This window comes from Streptomyces sp. NPDC104202, from assembly GCF_055584185.1.
Genome location: NZ_JBVJMN010000034.1, coordinates 74,381 through 90,574 on the forward strand (window position 1 = coordinate 74,381; position 16,194 = coordinate 90,574).

18 protein-coding genes are annotated in these 16,194 nt (G+C 66.0%); 4 read left to right on the plus strand and 14 right to left on the minus strand.

The genetic code is table 11. The annotated features are described in order from the left end of the window. Positions 1 to 93: 93 nt before the first annotated feature. Positions 94 to 732: a hypothetical protein gene (locus ACZ60W_RS22035; protein ID WP_469757037.1), complete on the plus strand. Its 639-nt coding sequence runs from the start codon at positions 94 to 96 to the stop codon at positions 730 to 732. Here ACZ60W_RS22035 and ACZ60W_RS22040 read toward each other — a convergent pair. The 11 genes from ACZ60W_RS22040 to ACZ60W_RS22090 form a co-directional block, all read right to left on the minus strand. Continuing rightward, positions 710 to 1,861, minus strand: coding sequence for a tyrosine-type recombinase/integrase (locus ACZ60W_RS22040; protein WP_469757038.1), 1,152 nt, complete (start codon positions 1,859 to 1,861; stop codon positions 710 to 712). The two genes, ACZ60W_RS22035 and ACZ60W_RS22040, sit on opposite strands and share 23 nt — an antisense overlap. Continuing rightward, a complete protein-coding gene (locus ACZ60W_RS22045) occupies positions 1,861 to 2,049 on the minus strand; it encodes a helix-turn-helix domain-containing protein (protein ID WP_184929959.1) in 189 nt (62 codons plus the stop codon). The genes ACZ60W_RS22040 and ACZ60W_RS22045 overlap by 1 nt, the downstream gene beginning before the upstream one ends. Further along, complete coding sequence (gene repSA / locus ACZ60W_RS22050; protein ID WP_469757053.1) at positions 2,046 to 3,482, minus strand: replication initiator protein RepSA; 1,437 nt, start codon at positions 3,480 to 3,482, stop codon at positions 2,046 to 2,048. The genes ACZ60W_RS22045 and repSA overlap by 4 nt, the downstream gene beginning before the upstream one ends. An 89-nt stretch (positions 3,483 to 3,571) precedes the next feature. Then, entirely contained in the window at positions 3,572 to 3,901 is a 330-nt protein-coding gene (locus ACZ60W_RS22055) for a SpdD-like protein (RefSeq protein ID WP_469757039.1), read from the minus strand. Positions 3,902 to 3,912: 11 nt separating this feature from the next. After that, positions 3,913 to 4,068 (minus strand): hypothetical protein, encoded by a 156-nt coding sequence (locus ACZ60W_RS22060; RefSeq protein ID WP_329278351.1) that lies wholly within the window; start codon positions 4,066 to 4,068, stop codon positions 3,913 to 3,915. Between the two features lie 12 nt (positions 4,069 to 4,080). Continuing rightward, positions 4,081 to 4,275 (minus strand): mobile element transfer protein, encoded by a 195-nt coding sequence (locus tag ACZ60W_RS22065; RefSeq protein ID WP_469757040.1) that lies wholly within the window; start codon positions 4,273 to 4,275, stop codon positions 4,081 to 4,083. Positions 4,276 to 4,278: 3 nt separating this feature from the next. Beyond that, the gene (locus ACZ60W_RS22070; protein ID WP_469757041.1) at positions 4,279 to 4,455 is read right to left on the minus strand and encodes a hypothetical protein; all 177 of its coding nucleotides are present in this window, start codon (positions 4,453 to 4,455) and stop codon (positions 4,279 to 4,281) included. Between the two features lie 15 nt (positions 4,456 to 4,470). Continuing rightward, the gene (locus tag ACZ60W_RS22075) at positions 4,471 to 5,157 is read right to left on the minus strand and encodes a DUF2637 domain-containing protein (RefSeq protein WP_469757042.1); all 687 of its coding nucleotides are present in this window, start codon (positions 5,155 to 5,157) and stop codon (positions 4,471 to 4,473) included. A gap of 82 nt (positions 5,158 to 5,239) precedes the next feature. Next, positions 5,240 to 6,595, minus strand: coding sequence for an FtsK/SpoIIIE domain-containing protein (locus tag ACZ60W_RS22080; RefSeq protein ID WP_469757043.1), 1,356 nt, complete (start codon positions 6,593 to 6,595; stop codon positions 5,240 to 5,242). Between the two features lie 2 nt (positions 6,596 to 6,597). Next, positions 6,598 to 6,948 (minus strand): SCO3933 family regulatory protein, encoded by a 351-nt coding sequence (locus tag ACZ60W_RS22085; protein WP_469757044.1) that lies wholly within the window; start codon positions 6,946 to 6,948, stop codon positions 6,598 to 6,600. A 139-nt stretch (positions 6,949 to 7,087) separates the two neighbouring features. Further along, positions 7,088 to 7,885: a GntR family transcriptional regulator gene (locus ACZ60W_RS22090; protein WP_469757045.1), complete on the minus strand. Its 798-nt coding sequence runs from the start codon at positions 7,883 to 7,885 to the stop codon at positions 7,088 to 7,090. Between ACZ60W_RS22090 and ACZ60W_RS22095 the strand changes: the two genes are divergently transcribed. The 3 genes from ACZ60W_RS22095 to ACZ60W_RS22105 all read left to right on the plus strand — a co-directional run bounded on the left by ACZ60W_RS22095 (position 7,886) and on the right by ACZ60W_RS22105 (position 9,642). Beyond that, positions 7,886 to 8,353: an NUDIX hydrolase gene (locus ACZ60W_RS22095; RefSeq protein ID WP_469757046.1), complete on the plus strand. Its 468-nt coding sequence runs from the start codon at positions 7,886 to 7,888 to the stop codon at positions 8,351 to 8,353. Between the two features lie 20 nt (positions 8,354 to 8,373). Beyond that, positions 8,374 to 8,580 (plus strand): e9imm peptide, encoded by a 207-nt coding sequence (locus ACZ60W_RS22100; RefSeq protein ID WP_469757047.1) that lies wholly within the window; start codon positions 8,374 to 8,376, stop codon positions 8,578 to 8,580. Positions 8,581 to 9,228: 648 nt separating this feature from the next. After that, the gene (locus ACZ60W_RS22105; RefSeq protein ID WP_469757054.1) at positions 9,229 to 9,642 is read left to right on the plus strand and encodes a very short patch repair endonuclease; all 414 of its coding nucleotides are present in this window, start codon (positions 9,229 to 9,231) and stop codon (positions 9,640 to 9,642) included. Positions 9,643 to 10,215: 573 nt separating this feature from the next. On the opposite strand, the gene ACZ60W_RS22110 is transcribed toward ACZ60W_RS22105, so the two are convergent. The 3 genes from ACZ60W_RS22110 to ACZ60W_RS22120 are packed head-to-tail and all read right to left on the minus strand — an operon-like array spanning position 10,216 to position 15,403. Further along, a complete protein-coding gene (locus ACZ60W_RS22110; RefSeq protein ID WP_469757048.1) occupies positions 10,216 to 11,868 on the minus strand; it encodes a helicase-related protein in 1,653 nt (550 codons plus the stop codon). After that, positions 11,865 to 14,222, minus strand: a complete 2,358-nt coding sequence (locus ACZ60W_RS22115) for an ATP-binding protein (protein ID WP_469757049.1) — start codon at positions 14,220 to 14,222, stop codon at positions 11,865 to 11,867. Before ACZ60W_RS22115 ends, ACZ60W_RS22110 begins: the two co-directional genes overlap by 4 nt. Continuing rightward, a complete protein-coding gene (locus ACZ60W_RS22120; protein ID WP_469757050.1) occupies positions 14,219 to 15,403 on the minus strand; it encodes a DNA cytosine methyltransferase in 1,185 nt (394 codons plus the stop codon). The genes ACZ60W_RS22115 and ACZ60W_RS22120 overlap by 4 nt, the downstream gene beginning before the upstream one ends. Positions 15,404 to 16,194 lie beyond the last annotated feature (791 nt).

Below are 16,194 nucleotides of genomic sequence, written 5' to 3' on the forward strand. Positions count from 1 at the left end.
CGAGGGGCCTTTGACATCTACATCTGACATCAACGTCCGTGGTCATCAGGGCCCTGGGGGCGTCGGGGCGGGGATTCCGTCGAAGGGGGAACGGTGGAGGACGTTTTCGACACGACCGGCAGACCTCCGAAGGGCTGGATGCACGCGATCTTCCACGGTGGTCCGTATGGGGAGGACGTGGGGCGCTGCATTCCTGGTCCTCCCGCGCCGGAAATCCTCGCGGTGTCGCTGGTCGAGGGCGGTGTCCATACGTACCGCCTGTGGACGGTGGGCTCGTGGTCCGATCCGGAAGACCCCATAGCCGTCTACAACCCTGACGGGCCCCCCGTACCGCCAGTTCTCCTGACCGGCCAGGAGAAGGGGTGGCTCCGGGACAGGCATCAGAAGGAGGGACTCGGACCGCTCAAGCTTGTCGCGCTGGCCGCCAGCGGACGGCCGGTCCGTGACCCCGATGCCCCCACCATCGAGGCGATGCTTGCCGAGCTGCGGCACAGGGAACACCTGCTTCTCCAGCGGCTGACGGACCACGATGAGGGCGACTGGTACATCCAAGTCCTGCTGGACGAGGACGACACCTACGAGGTGGTTCACCAAGCGGGCACGGCCGCTGAGCGCGAGGGGGCGCGGTCAGCTTCCCAGGCCGCAGTCCGTGATGCCGTCCTCCGCTGGGCAGCCGATCAGCCGAGCTGGCGATCTGCACTTGAAGGACCTAAGCCCGGGGACGGCTCCTGAGCAGCCGATCCATGTGGCTCACGGCCTCACGCTGTGTGTCCTGGACGACGTGGGTGTAGACGTTCATGGTCACGGCGATCTGGCTGTGCCCGAGGATCTCCATCACGACGCGGGGCGGGACACCGGCGGCGGTGAGGAGCGTCGCCGTACCGTGCCGGGCGTCGTGAAGCCGGACGACGCGGAGACCGGCGTTCTTCGCGACGCGGGTGAACGAGCGGTAGAGGTTCCGCGGCTCGATGGGCTGGCCGGTGCGCGTGGTGAAGACGTACCCGGTCTCCGTCCACTTCTCCCCGGCACGCTCGCGGGCGGCAGCCTGCTTGAGACGCTGCCACCGCAGGGGAGCGACGCAGATCGCCGGGAGGGGAAGCGTCTGCTTGCGCCGGCGCCCCTTGGGGTCGTCCTCGTACACCTCACCGGCGACCCGCTGCCGCTGCGTCCTGACCCGGATCTCCCGCTTGTCGAGGTCGACGTTCTCCCAGCGGAGGCCGACGACCTCACCGCGGCGGAAGCCGAGGGCGATGGCGAGCACGAAGGCGGCGTACAGCGGGTCCTTCCGAGCAGCGGCGAGGAAGTCGAGCGTCTCATCGAGGGACCAGGGGGAGAGTTCTCGGGCGGTCACGGTCGGCGGCTCGACGAGCGTCGCGACGTTCCGGGTCACCAGCTCCTCACGGCAGGCGGCGGTGAGGGCGGTACGCAGGACGCGGTGCGACTCCTTGGCCGTGGCGGCGCTGGTCTTCTTCTCCAGCTGGACGAGGAGGCGGCGGACGTCGGCGACGCTGAGGGACTCCAGTCGCTTGGAGCCGATCATCGGGACGAGGTAGAGCCGGACGTGCACCTCGTACTTGGCTGCGGTGGTCTTCTTGCGGCGAGGCTTGACGATGTTGTCGAGCCAGTACGGCAGCCACTCGGAGAGCTTCATCGAACGGGTCGGGACGGGAACGCCGTTGTCGACCTTGTCGAGGAGCGCGCGGCGCTTGGTGTCGCACTCGGCCCAGGTCTTGCCGTACGCGAACTTGCGGGCCCGCGTGCCGTCGGGCTGGAGGACGTAGACGGCGGCCTGATAGCGGCCGTCGGACCGCTGGGTGATGGTGCCGGCTCCGTTGGGATTGCGCTTGCGCTGGGCGGCCATCAGGCAGCCTCCTCGATCTGGTTGTCGATGAAGTCCCGGACGGCGTCGGCGGGGACGCGGCGCGACCGGCCGATGGTCAGGGAGACCAGGCGGCGGGAGCGGATGAGGTCGTAGACGGTGGAGCGTCCGAGCTTGAGCCGCGCCATGACCTCCGGCACGGTGAGCAGCTCAGCGGTGGCGGTCGTCATGCTGCGGCTCCTTCCAGGGCGAGTTGGTCGCGTAGGGCTTCACGGGCGGTCTCACGGTTGAGCTGTATGTCCCGGGCGATGGAGGCGGTGAGGGCGGCCTCACCGGGGGAGTGGCCCTGGCCGGCGTAGGCCCAGGAGGTGAGGACGAGGACGGTGTCCGGCTCGATGTCGTCGAGGCCGCGGGCGGCGCGCTCCTGGGCGGCGCGGTAGTCGGCGCGGGTCTGCCGGAGTTCGCCGAGGGTGGTGGAGTACTGCCGGGACTTGGTGGAGAAGTGGCCCCGGAAGCCGAGCATGTGGGCCCAGGCGAGAAGTCGGCGCTCCGGGTACAGCGGGTCGAGGTCGAAGCAGGCTTCGACGAGGCGGCGGGTGTGGTCGGGGACGCCAAGGAGGACCAGGGCCTCACGGTTGCCGACGCGGCGGTCGAGGCTGCCGGTGGTCTCCGCGGCTTTGGTGGCGTACTTGGCGATGTACGAGGCGACGGCCTGTTCGGTGATGTCGGAGCCGTCGCCGAAGGCTTTGACGGGCCGGATGTCGAGCTGGGTGCCCCAGCGAAGGCGGCGTAACGGCTGATCGCCGGTGGCGGGGACGGTGACGGTCGTGTACGCGTGGGCAGCGGCCGCCTGGATGGCTCGGGTGAGGAGTTCGGTCGTGGCCCAGGACGGGGGAGGGGCGTCGGGCCCGTCGGGTCCATCGAGGCGGATCACCGCGTGGAAGTGGACGGCGCCCCGCTTCTGGAACTCGGCCACCTTCCCGTAGGAGAGCCGGACGACCTCCTTCAACTCCCGCTGGGAGAGACCGGCAGCGGCGGCGATCTCACGACGGAGGCGGGTGGTGAAGCGCTGCCACAGCTGTCCGGCGTGGTTGTTGAAGAGCACGGCGGCGGCGTAGTCGTACGAGTCAGGGTTGAGCGGGGTGCCCAGTTCGGCAGCGCCCTCGGGGTGGTGAGTGCCGCAGCGGCAGGGCCGGGTGCCGGGCCGGTTGTGGACGGGCCCGAACGACGGGGCGGTGAGGGTCAGGAACACGCGGGGGTGATCGCGCACGGTGCTGGGGATGTCGCGACGGTCATCTCCGGCGAGGCCGGCGCGGATCAGGTGGTACGTGTCGCCCGCGTACGTCCACGCGCAGGTGGGGCAACGAGAGGCACGACGGTTGCCGCAGGCGATCCGGAGCCGGCCGCCGGGCTCTCCGTCGGTGGAGTAACGGTGCAGGGTCTCGCCGGTGGTCTTGTCCCGCGTGAGGGTCCAGCCCTGGAGGTGGATGGGGTGGGAGCAGCCGCCGGTGCTGTGGATCTGCTCCGTCCAGCGGTCGAAGCCAGGGGAGCCGGCGGTCCGGAGTGCGTCGGCGAGGGTGGCCGGGTCCAGGTTGCCGACGGTCGGGACAGGGGTGGAGCGGGTGGCGTTGACCGGGCCCGTTTCGGGGCGGTCGTCGGTCATCATGGGCGGTGCCTTCCGGTTCTCTTGGGCTGGAATGGGAGGGCGCCCGGGCGGCGGAGACTTGGCGGTTGAGCCGCCCGGGAGCCCGGCTAGCGGCGCTTGTGCTGGCCGTTGAGGAGCGAGCGCAGGACGACGGCGCAGACGGCGACCGAGGCGGCGCTGACGGCGACGGCCAGGAGCATGGACACCAGGACCGTGCCGACGATCAGGACGAGCCCGGCGCCGCCGGCGACGACGGTGACGAGCCCGGCCGGGGTGAGGCGGACGGCCGGGACCTGCGGCTGCGGCGCGACCGGCGTCACCGGAACGTGGTGATGGGTGCAGGTGGACGGCTCGACGTCCGTCGTGGGCGCGGCCTGGACGAGCGGGATGACGGTGCCGGTCGGGATCGGGTTGACCGGGATACGAGGCCGGAACATGGCGGTTCTCCCTACTTGGCGATCGGGTCGATGAGCGGGGCGAGGACGCTGTCGGCGAGGAGGTAGCCGCCGAGGAGGATCACGGCGACGAGCCACCAGGGCGGGCGGATGAGCTTGATGCCGAGGCCGCCGACGACGATCAGGGCGAGCCAGAGCGGGACGTCCATGGGCGGGTCCGTTCAGTCGGCGAGGCGGCAGCGGTGGGTACGGGCCGCGAGCTGGGCGGCGGAGGAACTGGAGTAGTCGGAGGACCAGCCGCAGCGGTCGGCGGTGCAGACGGCGGCGTACTTGGCCTGGCCGCGGCGGTCGCGATGGGTGCCGATCTGCACCGGGCCGATCCGCATCACGGAGTGGAAGTGGTCACGAGCGGCCATGGCTCAGACCTCCCGGGTCAAGTCGTCGGCGTGGTCCGTGAGCCACTGCCGGATCTCGGCCGACTCGTACTCGTCGGCGTCGAAAATCACCGGTTCGGCGGTGGCCATGGCTTCCACAAGGTGGTTGCTCCGAGTCAGTTCGGCAGCGCGTTCCAGGACACGCCGGGTCGAGTCGCGCATGATCTGATCTCCCTCTCAGGCGAGTTGGGCGGCGATGGCGTCGGCCATCGGGGGCGGAACACCGAGGCGGGCCCGCAGGGTGTCGGTGTCGATCGGGTGGCCGGTGCGGGCGTGGTGGTCGTCCGCGACCTTCCGGGCATGGGCGACGAGCGCCGGGGGAACCGCGACGGCGGCGCGTACGGGCCCAGGCTCCGGATCGACAGCAGGCAACGCCTGCGACGGTGCGGGAGCGGTCGCGGGACTGGCATCCGGCTCGTACGAGTCGCTTCGCTCGATGACCGAGTCCACGGCCGCGGGCTTCGTGGAGTGGCCCGTCGGCGCAGGAACGGCCGGAGTGTGGACGAGGAGAGTGCCGCCGAGGAAGGCGAGCGCGGGCCACCCGGCGACGAGGACGCTCAGCCAGTCGGGCACGTCGGTGAGGTCGAGCAGGCCGGCCGTGGCGACGTTCGCGCCCAGGGACGCGGCCAAGGCGACGGCGAACCACGTCCAGGCCGAGCGGGCGGATTCGCCGGCGGACCGCAGCGCACGCAGTCGATGCCAGGCGGCGACGAGCAGGAGATCGACCGATACGGGGTAGGCCCACGCCTTCCATCCGCTCTGGCCGGCTGCTTCGGCCAGGTCGTGCAGGTGGGCGAAGGACAGGGCACCGGCGATCACGGCCTGTACGAGGACGGCGTCCGGCCGCAGCGTGGTGGGCTTCATGGGGGACCTCCTTTCGGCTTCAGGCATGGGAGGGGTAGGGACGTGGCGCGAGACGGTCGCACCGGCAGTGAGGCGGGGTGTGTCAGGCAGTGACGGGAACCGTGCTGGTCGCGGCCGGCGGCGTCTTGGACAGGCTCGGCAGGGCGGGACGGAAGGCGTCCAGCGCGGGGATCTCAGGGGTGCGGGAGGCGTGGGCGTTGCAGAGGTTCACGGCTCGCCGCAGGGTGAGATGCGGGGTACGGATGCGGACCCAGCCGCCGGAGGAGTCGCCGACGACGGCGGTGCCGGGTCGGTCGGTGGGGATCTGGACGGTGGCGAGTACGGCGTCCGGCGCGATGTCGCCAAAGGCCATGTTGGCGCTGGTCTCGTCGTTCACGCGGTGGGCAGTGCGGCCGGTGAGCTGGGCGCGGAGCATGGTGATGCCCTTGCCGAGCTCCGAGCCGAACCGCTGTCCGCAGATCTCCAGGTAGATGCCGGCGGCGCGGCCGAGCTGGGCGAGGCGGATGAGGGCGGTGATGATCCGGTCCCGCCGCTTCTCCTCGTCCTTAGTTCCGAACAGGGCGAGTTCGGCGACCTCGTCGACCATGAGAACGATCGGCGTCGGCCGGAGACCGTCAGGGAGGTCCCAGATGTCGGCGGTGATCTCCGCATCAGGGGTGTCGGCGCTCAGCCGCTGTTCGCGCCGGATGAGCTGGTAGACCTCCTGCATGTGCTCGACGAGCGAGTCGAGCAGGTCGGCAGCGCTGTCGGGATTATCGGCGAGCGCGGTGAACCGACGTGCGAGCGGCGCGAGTTCAACTCCCTGCTTACAGTCGATCCCGACCAGGGCCACGTCGAGCCCGGCGAGGGCGGTGACGAGGTTGCGCTGATAGACGGACTTGCCGGACTGCGTGGCGCCGACGTTCAGCGCGTGGGGGATCTGCCGGTAGTCGCGGTAGTAGACCTCTCCGTCCTCCCGCATGGCGACCGGCACGCGCATCACTCCGCCACCAGAACGAGCGGGCATTTGAACCCGCTTGAGCACGTCGTATCCGGTCATCCGCAGCTCGACGACGGCGGACCGGATCTCGCGGGTGGTGACGTTCCGCATGACGAAGGAGTGCCGAAGACGGTCCGAAGCGGCCGAGAAGTCGAAGGCGTCCTGACCGGGGCGGAGCTTCACCCGAAGCACCAGGCCGGTCCGCGTAGGCCGCAGCCGGAGAATCCGCGGTGCCTTTGAGTCAGGGACCGGGCGCCCGGTCATACGGGCCAGAGCAAGCCGCCAGCGCGGGGGAGGGACGGTCAGTCCGCACGCGTCCATGACGGACGAGTACCGGACCAGGACCCGCACGACGGCGAAGAGGACGCCGAAGGACATCCAGTACCAGGCTGGCCGCTGCCACCGAAGCGGCAGCGCGACCGTGGCGACCAGGGCGAGAGTGACCCATAAGGCGGTCATGATCAGGCCACCTGCGCGGCGGAGGCGGCGAGCGAGGTGACGGCGACGGCGCGGAAGCTGATGCCGTGACGCTTCTGGCCGTTGAACTCGTTCTCCCACGGCCGGGCGACGACTCCGGTCAGGGCGACCGGGGTACCCATGGCCAGCTCCTCGGAGATGCCGGTCTTGGGCACGGTCAGGTTCAGGATCTCGGCGTTGCCGTCCATCACGAACATGACGTCGACGGTCATCAGCGTCGCGCCGGTCTCACGGTCGGTGGCGATCTCGCCGGTCTGGCGGTTCGCGATCTTCGGGGTCGGGGGCTGGGCCACCATCACGAGGGCGGCGGAGGTGTCGACGGGGATCTGACGCACGGCAGAACACTCCTCTAAAGATGTTGAACTCCTTCACTCATGTACATGAGTGACATGAAGAAGAGTGCCCGACTCCTGTATATGAGTCAACCCGCTACGGAGAACAAACCGCAGCGGGTTGTGAGGAGTTGAGCGAGCGTCAGTCGGTCGCGGTGATCCGGTACTGGAAGACGAACTGGTCAGCGGCCATGAGGGTGTCGCACACCTCCACGACACGGCCCTCCTCGGTCACCGCGTCACGCAGCAGATGGATCACCGGGGCGCTCGGACTCAACGCCAGCTCGGACGCCTCCGCCTTCGAGGCCGGCCGGGCCTGGAGCGTCTCGACGAACTCGGTGAAGGCGTGGCCGTGATCTTCGAGCCGGGCGTAGATGCCACCAGGCCCAGGGTTCTCGGCGAACAGCTCGGGGATGTCCTTCACGACGTCCCACGGCAGGTACGACGAAGCCGTCTCGACGGGAGTCCCGTTCCGGAAGTACAGCCGCCGCCGCGCGAGCACCTGCGTGCCTTCGTCGACCCCAAGCCGCTCAGCGATATCAGCCGGCGCGGCCATGGGCCCGATGTAGAGAACGCTCACCTTCGCGGTGGCACCGGACTGCTCGGACTCGGCGAGGTAGGCAGCCTTACCGCCCCGCCGATGCGAAGCCCGGAACCGATCCGAGGACCGAAGCCGTACGGGAGGCCGATCCTTCACGATCGAACCCTTACCGTGCCGAGTCTCGACGAGCCCGCTGGCCCGCACCTCGACCATGGCCCTACGGATCGTCCCGCCAGCAACCCCGTACCGCTCGACGAGCTCCGACTCACTCGGAACCATGTCGCCGGCCTTGAGGACGCCCGCCCGGATCTGCTGGACGATCTCGTCCGCGATCTGCACGTACCGAGGTACGGCTCTGCCAGCTCCTGCTGGAGTTCCCACAGTCCTACCCACTCTCATATGCTCCTGTACATGAGTAATGGGAGCGCCGGAGCAAAGTCAACGCCACTCCACTCGGTGTCGGTGGCGGGAGCCGTCGTGCGCGAAGACGGCCGACTCCTGGCAATCCGCCGAGCGGACAACGGCACTTGGGAACTCCCGGGCGGCGTCCTCGAACTCACAGAGGCCCCGGAAGCAGGCGTAGCCCGCGAGGTCCTGGAGGAGACGGGCATCCACGTCGAGGTCGACGAACTGACGGGCGTCTACAAGAACACGACCCGAGGCATCGTCGCCCTGGTCTTCCGCTGTAAGCCCTCCGGCGGTACCGAGCGCACGTCGGACGAGTCCACCGCGGTCGACTGGCTCACGCCGGCGGAGATCGAAGAACGCATGTCCGAGGTCTACGCGATCCGCCTCCTGGACGCCCTGGACGACAACGGCCCCCACGTCCGCAGCCACGACGGCCGCCACCTGATCACTCAGCAGTGACCCAGCATTACGCACCGAGGATGACCCGAGATGTGGCCATCACCCTCGTAAGCCGCCTGATGAACGCCGAGCCCTCCGACGAGGAGGCGACGAAGATCCTGGACGCCCTCCACCAAGGCTTGGGCTGCCCCCACATCAGCGACTACATCTACTGGCCTTCCACCCCTGACCCGACAGCAGAGCAGATCGTCGACAGAGCCCTGTCCTACAAGCCGATAGCCCTCTGAGGCCAGAGACCCACAGCGCGATAAGACTTTCTCTACTTCATCAAGGCACCCGCCGCGCACTGCGCGGCGCGCGCGGCCCGTCGCCCGGGCCTGCGCTCCTGTCTACGCCCCGCTCCAGCCCGGCCGCCGTCCGCACGCCTGACAGCTCGGGTTGATGGGTGACGAACCCACGATGCGGCCGAGGCGGTAGGCGAGTGCGGCTGAACACGATGCCTCCGGCGGGGGCGCTCAGGCTCCGGGATGGAGGGGGCCGTACGCGGGTGCCGGTCGGTGGGGTGTGGCGGTGGGGGCTCCCATCCCGTCTGCCGTCGACCCAGGCAGAGCCGAGCAGACACGGCACCGGGCGTCCAGGTCGTTCGTACAGTGGCGCGCTCCACCTGGACGCCCGGCACCGCGCCTGCTCCACGGTGTGTGGGTCGACGGCAGACGGGATGGGAGCTGGGGAGGGCGTTGGGTTGACGAGGTCAAGCCAACTGCCGCCACGGAGGTTCCGCGGCCAGGATCTCTGCTTGACATGTCGATAATCACGAGGACTATCGATCTCGTCAGCGTCTTGATGTACGTGTCCAAGAGGCCACTACTTGAGTCCAAACGTTTGAGTGAGGGAGTCGGATGTCTGCCGGTGTGGACCCGGTCGTCAGTGCGCGTATGTCCCGAATCCGAGGGCGAGACACTGCCCCCGAGATGAAAGTGCGTCGGGAGTTGCATCGGCGCGGTCTCCGGTACCGGGTGAACTTTAGGCCTGTGTCGACCTTGCGGCGGACTGTCGATATCGCCTTCACTAGGCAGCGGGTCGCCGTCCTGATCGATGGGTGTTTCTGGCACGGCTGTCCGGAGCACTTCCGCCCGGCAAAGGGAAACCGGAAGGAGTTTTGGGCGGCTAAAGTCGCTGAGAATCAACGGCGCGATAAAGACTCTACTAGAGAATTCTCGGTGGCGGGATGGACCGTTCTTCGCTTCTGGGAGCACGCTAACCCGGTCGAGGTGGCCAATGAAATCGAGAAAGAAGTGATCAGGCGGTCCTCAAGCCAGCCATCGCCTTCCGAGAGACTGCGTAAGTGACCTGCTTGCATCGCGCTCCCAAGATACTGGCTAGCGAGAGCGCGAGCTGCCAGTCGTCGTCAGGCAGCGGTGCCGGGTTGGGTTTGGTGATGGCAATAACGATCGATTGCGACTCGGACTCCGCGCGGCGTAGGCACGCGTGCCAGACCATACCCTGAAGGCTGTTCATCGGGCCCCATGTAACGAAGGCCGCCCCACCGCCGGGACCATCAGCGAAGCACCTCATTGGCTTCACATCCAATGTCTCAGCACGAGGAGTCCAACCCGCGCCTAGTGCGAGCCGGACTATGGAGCGCGGACCGGGGTATTCCCGTGACGTCATCTGAGCCATGGGCCCGAGCCCTTCAAGCGCTCTGCGGTATTGCTTCGCCGGTCCGTCCTTGATCCAGGGACGTATCTTCTCCGTGGGCATAAACCGAGCGAGGCGCCCACCAATCTTCGGGTCCTTAGCGAAGCGGTCGTACAACTCCGTTGCCGCAGGTGGGGAAACTTCCTCCCAACGCACAGCGTCGAAGTGACGCGCCAATTCTGCGAAGATCTCCAAGCGGACTGGTTCCGGAAGGGCCGCCACCATCAAACCCCCTCGATGGGCGGGAACTCCAAACGGACGCTGTCATCGGCCCCTCCCAGATCACCCACGTCAGCCATCCACTGATTTAGGAGTCCCTTCACTCTCAAGTCCTCAAACACGAACTGATTTCGCCCGACAGACACCTGCTCGATCTCGCCCTCGGACGCCTGTCCGTGCATGTCATACACCTCAGCCAGTCGCCGGATGTCGCTAACAAAGTCCAGGACAGCTACGTGTGTCTTTCCCTTTCGAAGACGCAGTCCACGGCCAAGCTGCTGCACGAAGATCCGCCGGCTGTGGGTCACCCTGGCAAAACAAAGAATGTTGACGTCGGGCACGTCGACTCCCTCGTTGAGGATGTCTACGGCAACGAGGATTGGCACCTCTCCTGAGCGGAACCTGAGCAGTCGTGTCCGGCGCTCCCGCATCTTGAGCTTGGCGTGCAGCGTCTCGGATCGCTCCCAGCCAGGCCGACGGGCGAGCAGGTCACGCATCCGCTCGGCGTGCTCAATCGTCTGACAGAAGATAATGGCGCGTGGGTTCGTGGTCTGGTCCCAGACCTTCTCAAGATGCTGCCGGACCGACTCATCTCTTTCGGGTATGAAGAGACGCTTATTCAGGTCCTTGATGGAGTAGCCGTGCTCGGAGGCATGGCGGACGAAGTCCCAGTCAATGTTGTCAGCGAACACGCGGTACTTCACGTCGGCGAGGTAGCCCAGTCTCATGCCCTCCGAGATGGACACCCGCTCGACTGCTTCACCGAAGGTGCGCTCGATGTCGTACTTGTCGCCTCTCCATGGCGTCGCCGTCACTCCCATGCGTTTGGCCTTTGGCAGCGAACCGATCAGGGTGGCATAGTTCCCGGCCGCTCCCACGTGGTGCGCCTCGTCCACTATCACCAACTCAGGGTCGTAACCCGATTGGACATAGTCACGCGCAGTGTTCGATACGCCGAAGGTGACACCTGGCAGGGAGTCCGGTTTCGAGTCGCCGTGCAACAGGCGAGTCGGTACGTCCTTGGGGACGTCCCGCCACATCGCCCGTTCGAGTTGCTCCACGAGGTCGATCATGTGCGCGGTGACCAACACCTTAGAGCCTGGGTTGGCGAGGAGGAATCGTCGCAGCACCCTGCCGGCAACCACCGTCTTGCCGAGGCCCGTGGCGAGGTAAATGAGTGCCTCGCCCGTTTCCTCTAGAGCGGCCCAAGCCGCTTCCACGGCACGGTCCTGATAGGGATGGAGGTCGAACGGTGTGACTCGCTGCGGAGCATGATCGTATATCGTCGCCAGGCGTCGGCCATCCCAGAGAGTCACGTTGACTCCGACGTCCCTCAGCGCATCCGCTCGCTCCCTGGCCTTCTGCGTGAACAGTCGGTTGGTGACTACGACCGCGCGGTGGATGGCGTAATGCCGCATCGCTGCGTGTGTCTCGTCCACAGCCTCGCGATCCACATTGCCCGACTTCTTCCATTTGGATTGGAAGACCCAGTCCTCGTTGTTGAGTCGACCAAGAAGATCAGCACCTTTGTCTCCCGGACCATCGATGTTGACCACGTCCGTGAACGAGATCAGGCCGAGCAACCGCTCCAGCTGGCGCGTGAAGCCCTTCGGCCCCTCCTCGACAAGGAAAGATGGCTCTAGGAATGATCGGTTCATGCCTGGACGATCTCCGAGTCCAGCAGGTCCGCCGTAAGGAGCAAGCGGGACAACTCTAGGGTGTTCTGAAGGGGTGGACCCACAACCATCCGCTTTAGGTCAGTGAGGAAGGCGCTGACGCGGGCCACTTGGTCCGCTTGCGTCTTCTCGCCCAATGCCGCATAGGTGCTACGAAACAAGCCGCCATCCAGCACCAGTTCAGGACTGTTCGTAACGAGATCGAGGAGGCCATCGGCGCCCAGGTAACGTGCGAACTCGCCGCTGTCTACCGCAGCCTTCCAATTGACGTCCGGTGCCACCGCGATGGCGTACGACTCGGCCGCCCGCTTCGACTCGCCGGATAGTGCGGACCAGAAGGTGGACGCGTCCTTCGTCGCGAGGTCGGCGAGCCGCTCCCGCAGGCCCTCCAGCAGCATCTCCGCGCGGCTACGCACCGCGCTGGAGTCAACTCGCCGGTCCGGGAACTGCTCGAGGATCGAGGTGACCAATCCATCGATGGAGACCGACACGGAGTACACACTCTTCAACTGCGGTGCCGCACACAAGAGCGCGACGTTCAGTGGAGACCACCCGTACCGTGCAATCAGCGCCGTATCGGAATCCACGTAGATCTCCACCTCGCCAGCCACGATCCGAACCACGGCCGGCTGCCGGTTGCCGTCCTTGATCAGTTTGACTCCGGTGGTGACATAGACACGAAGGAACGCCTGGGCTGTACCGAGGCGAACTTCACGGTCGGTGTCGGGAAGCAGCATCGCGTGCTCTCTGTACCTCGCAAAGCGTTGCTCTTCGGTCTCCGGCAGTGACTCTACGGTTACGCCCGAGTTCTTCTGATCCTTGGATGGTGCAGGGCAGTCGGCCGCTCCCGCCCCCAGATGCCCGAGCCCCTCCTCCTTAAGCCAGTCATCCTCGTCAGAGGGAGGGGCCGGCTCCGGCGGTGGTCCGTTCTTGACCCGATCATGATCGACTGAGGCGTCGTACCATTTCGCGTCGGTCTGATACTCAGGATCCCCGCTGCGGAACTTCTGTGCCCATCTCTTGGTCTCAGTATGGATGGCCGTGCTGCCATTTCCGGGCATGAGGTACCGGAGACCCGGCTTGTTCTCCCTGAAGGCGTTGAAGAAGCGGCTCATCGGGGCGTCGTTCTCACGATTGAAGAGGCGCTTCGCGAGCTGCGGGCGCAAAGGTAGGGAACCTCGCACCTTGTCGACCATGTACCGCCATTCCGGCGACGATGTGTCGAAGTTGGTCTTGCGGACATTGACCGGCGCATGGTCGAGATGGATCTCGCCGACGATGCGGCCCATACCGAGTTCGATCGGATACTCCAGCTCGATGTCCCCCTCCGGCCCTTCCCAGTCGAACAGTGACCGGTCCCTGGTCGTGATCGCGCGGCCGTACCGAAGGAAGGTCAAACCAAAATCGGACTTGTCGGCGAACCTCTGGACGCCCAGCCACCCCACGATCCGGCGCTCTTGCTCCTGGATGTCAGTATTCTCGCAATCAACGCACTGGTCGTACCTTGAGGTGTACCAGCGGCCACAGTTCATGCACGCGAACGCGTTGGTAAGTGGCACGTCGATCGGTTCCGCAGCGGGCACGTTCCCGGCCTTGTAGGTGACCGACCGGTTCGGGTCCCAGATGCATGGTATGAGAGGGGGCACATGGCGGGCGTTGACGTACAGGCGCTGGTTCAAACCGCCCATCAGTTCCGCGCCTGAATGAGGACCACCAGGATCACGCAGCATGTAGGTGTAGATCCGCCCGAGGTTCTTGCTCACCTCCCGGATCGAACTCGCCGACCTCAGCTTGTCGACCATATCTTCGCGAAGGTTCGTCACGGAGATGAGAGTGCCGTGCTCGTCGAGATCCTTCGGATCATAACGAAGGGGGACCTCGTACGACGACCGCTGCTGCATCGCTCTAAGGTCGATAGTGGCAGTGATCCATTGGTCGTCGCCGCGTCGTCCGGTACGGACTTCCGTCACTGTGCCAAGGCGAGCCGTGGCGATGTTGAAGCCCATGCCAAAAAGGCCGAGGCTGCCAAATCGTTGTTTACCGGACGTGCCGGCGCTCAGAGCGTGCCGCAATTCCGTCGGAGACATCCCCCGGCCGTTATCACTCACAACGACCTTGGCCCCCCTGTTCGCCTTGCCCGCCGTAGGCAGGGTGACGTCAATTCGAGGTTCCAACGTCTCATCCACACGGATGGCCTCAATGAGCTCGTCCAGGCAATTGTCGATCAACTCGCACAAGCACTGGTGAAGTTGGAGATCGACCTCCGCGATCATCTCCAAGATCCGCGGGGACGGTGTCAGGTTGAGGGTATTGGGTCGCGTCTCCGTCTCTGTCATGACTTGGACCCCTCCGCGCGCAGGGCGGCATGAACGCTGGCAGCCACGACCCGCGCCAGCTCGACGGGCACTGCGTTGCCCAGTTGACGCATCGCCTTGCCCCAAGGGCCGTGCAACTCGTAGTCGTCAGGGAAGGTTTGCAAGCGGGCGCTTTCCCTAACCGTGAAGTAGCGTATGGAGCCGTCCGTTTCGCGCAGCATGTTTTCGCCGCCAGGGACCCCGTGACGCCCGGCTTTAAGCGTCTTAGCTGGCCAGTCTATTGGGCTACCGGTGTGGCCCGGGTAGGAACGAGCTCCGGGCTGAAGGGCATGGTTGAGGACGCCGGTAGCACCCGTGAGCGTCGGCTCGGGGAGACCGACCAGCGCATCGCGTATGGTGCGCCAGCGTGCTTTGGCCTCGCCCGGCTGCAGTTCCACGGGTATCGGAATGTTGGGCCGTTCTGGACGCTTCGACTTTGGCACTTCGTGTTCCTCCCAGTACTCACCAGTGACCCACTGGGAATGCAGCAACGCTCTCTTCGAGTGCGTGACCTGTGGGAATTCCCAGGTCACGTCCAGATCGCTTCGGAATCCGACCAGAAATACGCGCTGTCGCTGCTGCGGTACTCCGTAGTCCGCCGCATTGGCGAAGGCGGGCGTGACCCGGTAGGACAGCTCTTGCTTGCCAAAGTTCTTGCACGCCGCCTGGAGCCGCTGCAGGTGATCCGTCCACAGTTCGCCGGGTTCCGCGCCTAGTCGCGGCACCGAAAGCCTGGCCTGGATGTACTGGTAGTAATCGGCGAACCTTGGACGTGCCAGTCCTCTCACGTTCTCAATGATGAACGCGCGAGGCCTCAGACGGGCTACCGCCTCCGCCGTAGCCGGAAACATGTCGCGCTCGTCGTCGTCTGCCTTGCCACGGCCGCCGACGGAGAACGGCTGGCACGGCGGGCCACCGGCGAGGAGGTCTACCTCGTCGGTGATGCGGGACCAGTTGAAGTCCCGTACATCGCCTTCCTCGACATGCCAGTTCGCGACGAGCTCGTGCCCCCGGGCCTGGTTCTGGCGCACCGTGTCACAGGCCCACTTGTCCAACTCCAGGGTCACCAGCGGGTCGAAGCCAGCCTCTTGACAACCCAACGCAAGCCCGCCCGCGCCGGCAAACAATTCCACGCTCGCAAGCCGGGCGGGCGTGTTCCTCATCAAGAGGAGGGAGGGGTGGTGAGTGGCAACGCTCGCACGGGCGACCGTAGTTTTAGACGACATGTACTTCTTCCAACCATAGCTCTTGCCTGACTGGCATGATGCCGCACGGTCCGGCAGCCTCGCCAGGCCTTGTTTGACACCTGATCGGTTTTCGGGGCGCAACCCCTTGGCGCTGCAGTTCACGTGACGTTGTCGAGAATGTCAGCGACCGGAAGCGCGATAGTCGCTCCCTCACCCCCTGGGCTTCACCAACCTGCCAACACCTCCGACACCCAGTGTGAGCGAAGTCAGCATGGCGCGCCTTTACGACCCCAACGCGCGAACAACGCCGCGAATCGCAGTACTGATGACTGTGCGGCAGCACCACAAGCGGACTGATGCGCAGATCTGTCAGTAGGTCAGGCAGGTCCCCACCCGTCAGCACTCCACCCCCTTGCTGATGCAGCCCCCATCAAGCTAACCGATCAGCATTGAACACGTTCTTTGCGTGACGGTACGTGACCACACTAGATCTTTCAGCACTCTATAGGCTTGTTGACGGACAGTCATACGACTGCGCGAACAGCTTCAGGATCGCCAACGCAGCCCGACGCATGCGCCCCCGGCGCCCCGACATCTCCAGCCTCATCGCTTGACCAGCGTCGGCTGGGGCGTGCAGCTCCTTGGGTAACGCCTCTACCTGGGATCAGACCGCCTAGGACTTGTCCGGCCGATCATGGTTGTGGGCGGTCGGGCATGATGCCCGGGTGAGCATCATCGTGAAGTTCTTCGTGGCGCCGGACGACACG

Excerpts from the sequence above, each read along its gene's own strand:
- ACZ60W_RS22115 (WP_469757049.1), bottom strand. The coding sequence starts at position 14,222 with ATGACAGAGACGGAGACGCGACCCAATACCCTCAACCTGACACCGTCC.
- ACZ60W_RS22040 (WP_469757038.1), bottom strand. The coding sequence starts at position 1,861 with ATGGCCGCCCAGCGCAAGCGCAATCCCAACGGAGCCGGCACCATCACC.
- ACZ60W_RS22105 (WP_469757054.1), top strand. The coding sequence starts at position 9,229 with ATGTCCCGAATCCGAGGGCGAGACACTGCCCCCGAGATGAAAGTGCGT.
- ACZ60W_RS22090 (WP_469757045.1), bottom strand. The coding sequence starts at position 7,885 with ATGAGAGTGGGTAGGACTGTGGGAACTCCAGCAGGAGCTGGCAGAGCC.
- ACZ60W_RS22075 (WP_469757042.1), bottom strand. The coding sequence starts at position 5,157 with ATGAAGCCCACCACGCTGCGGCCGGACGCCGTCCTCGTACAGGCCGTG.
- repSA (WP_469757053.1), bottom strand. The coding sequence starts at position 3,482 with ATGACCGACGACCGCCCCGAAACGGGCCCGGTCAACGCCACCCGCTCC.
- ACZ60W_RS22060 (WP_329278351.1), bottom strand. The coding sequence starts at position 4,068 with ATGGACGTCCCGCTCTGGCTCGCCCTGATCGTCGTCGGCGGCCTCGGC.
- ACZ60W_RS22080 (WP_469757043.1), bottom strand. The coding sequence starts at position 6,595 with ATGACCGCCTTATGGGTCACTCTCGCCCTGGTCGCCACGGTCGCGCTG.
- ACZ60W_RS22120 (WP_469757050.1), bottom strand. The coding sequence starts at position 15,403 with ATGAGGAACACGCCCGCCCGGCTTGCGAGCGTGGAATTGTTTGCCGGC.
- ACZ60W_RS22045 (WP_184929959.1), bottom strand. The coding sequence starts at position 2,049 with ATGACGACCGCCACCGCTGAGCTGCTCACCGTGCCGGAGGTCATGGCG.
- ACZ60W_RS22095 (WP_469757046.1), top strand. The coding sequence starts at position 7,886 with ATGCTCCTGTACATGAGTAATGGGAGCGCCGGAGCAAAGTCAACGCCA.
- ACZ60W_RS22100 (WP_469757047.1), top strand. The coding sequence starts at position 8,374 with ATGACCCGAGATGTGGCCATCACCCTCGTAAGCCGCCTGATGAACGCC.
- ACZ60W_RS22065 (WP_469757040.1), bottom strand. The coding sequence starts at position 4,275 with ATGGCCGCTCGTGACCACTTCCACTCCGTGATGCGGATCGGCCCGGTG.
- ACZ60W_RS22110 (WP_469757048.1), bottom strand. The coding sequence starts at position 11,868 with ATGAACCGATCATTCCTAGAGCCATCTTTCCTTGTCGAGGAGGGGCCG.
- ACZ60W_RS22070 (WP_469757041.1), bottom strand. The coding sequence starts at position 4,455 with ATGCGCGACTCGACCCGGCGTGTCCTGGAACGCGCTGCCGAACTGACT.
- ACZ60W_RS22055 (WP_469757039.1), bottom strand. The coding sequence starts at position 3,901 with ATGTTCCGGCCTCGTATCCCGGTCAACCCGATCCCGACCGGCACCGTC.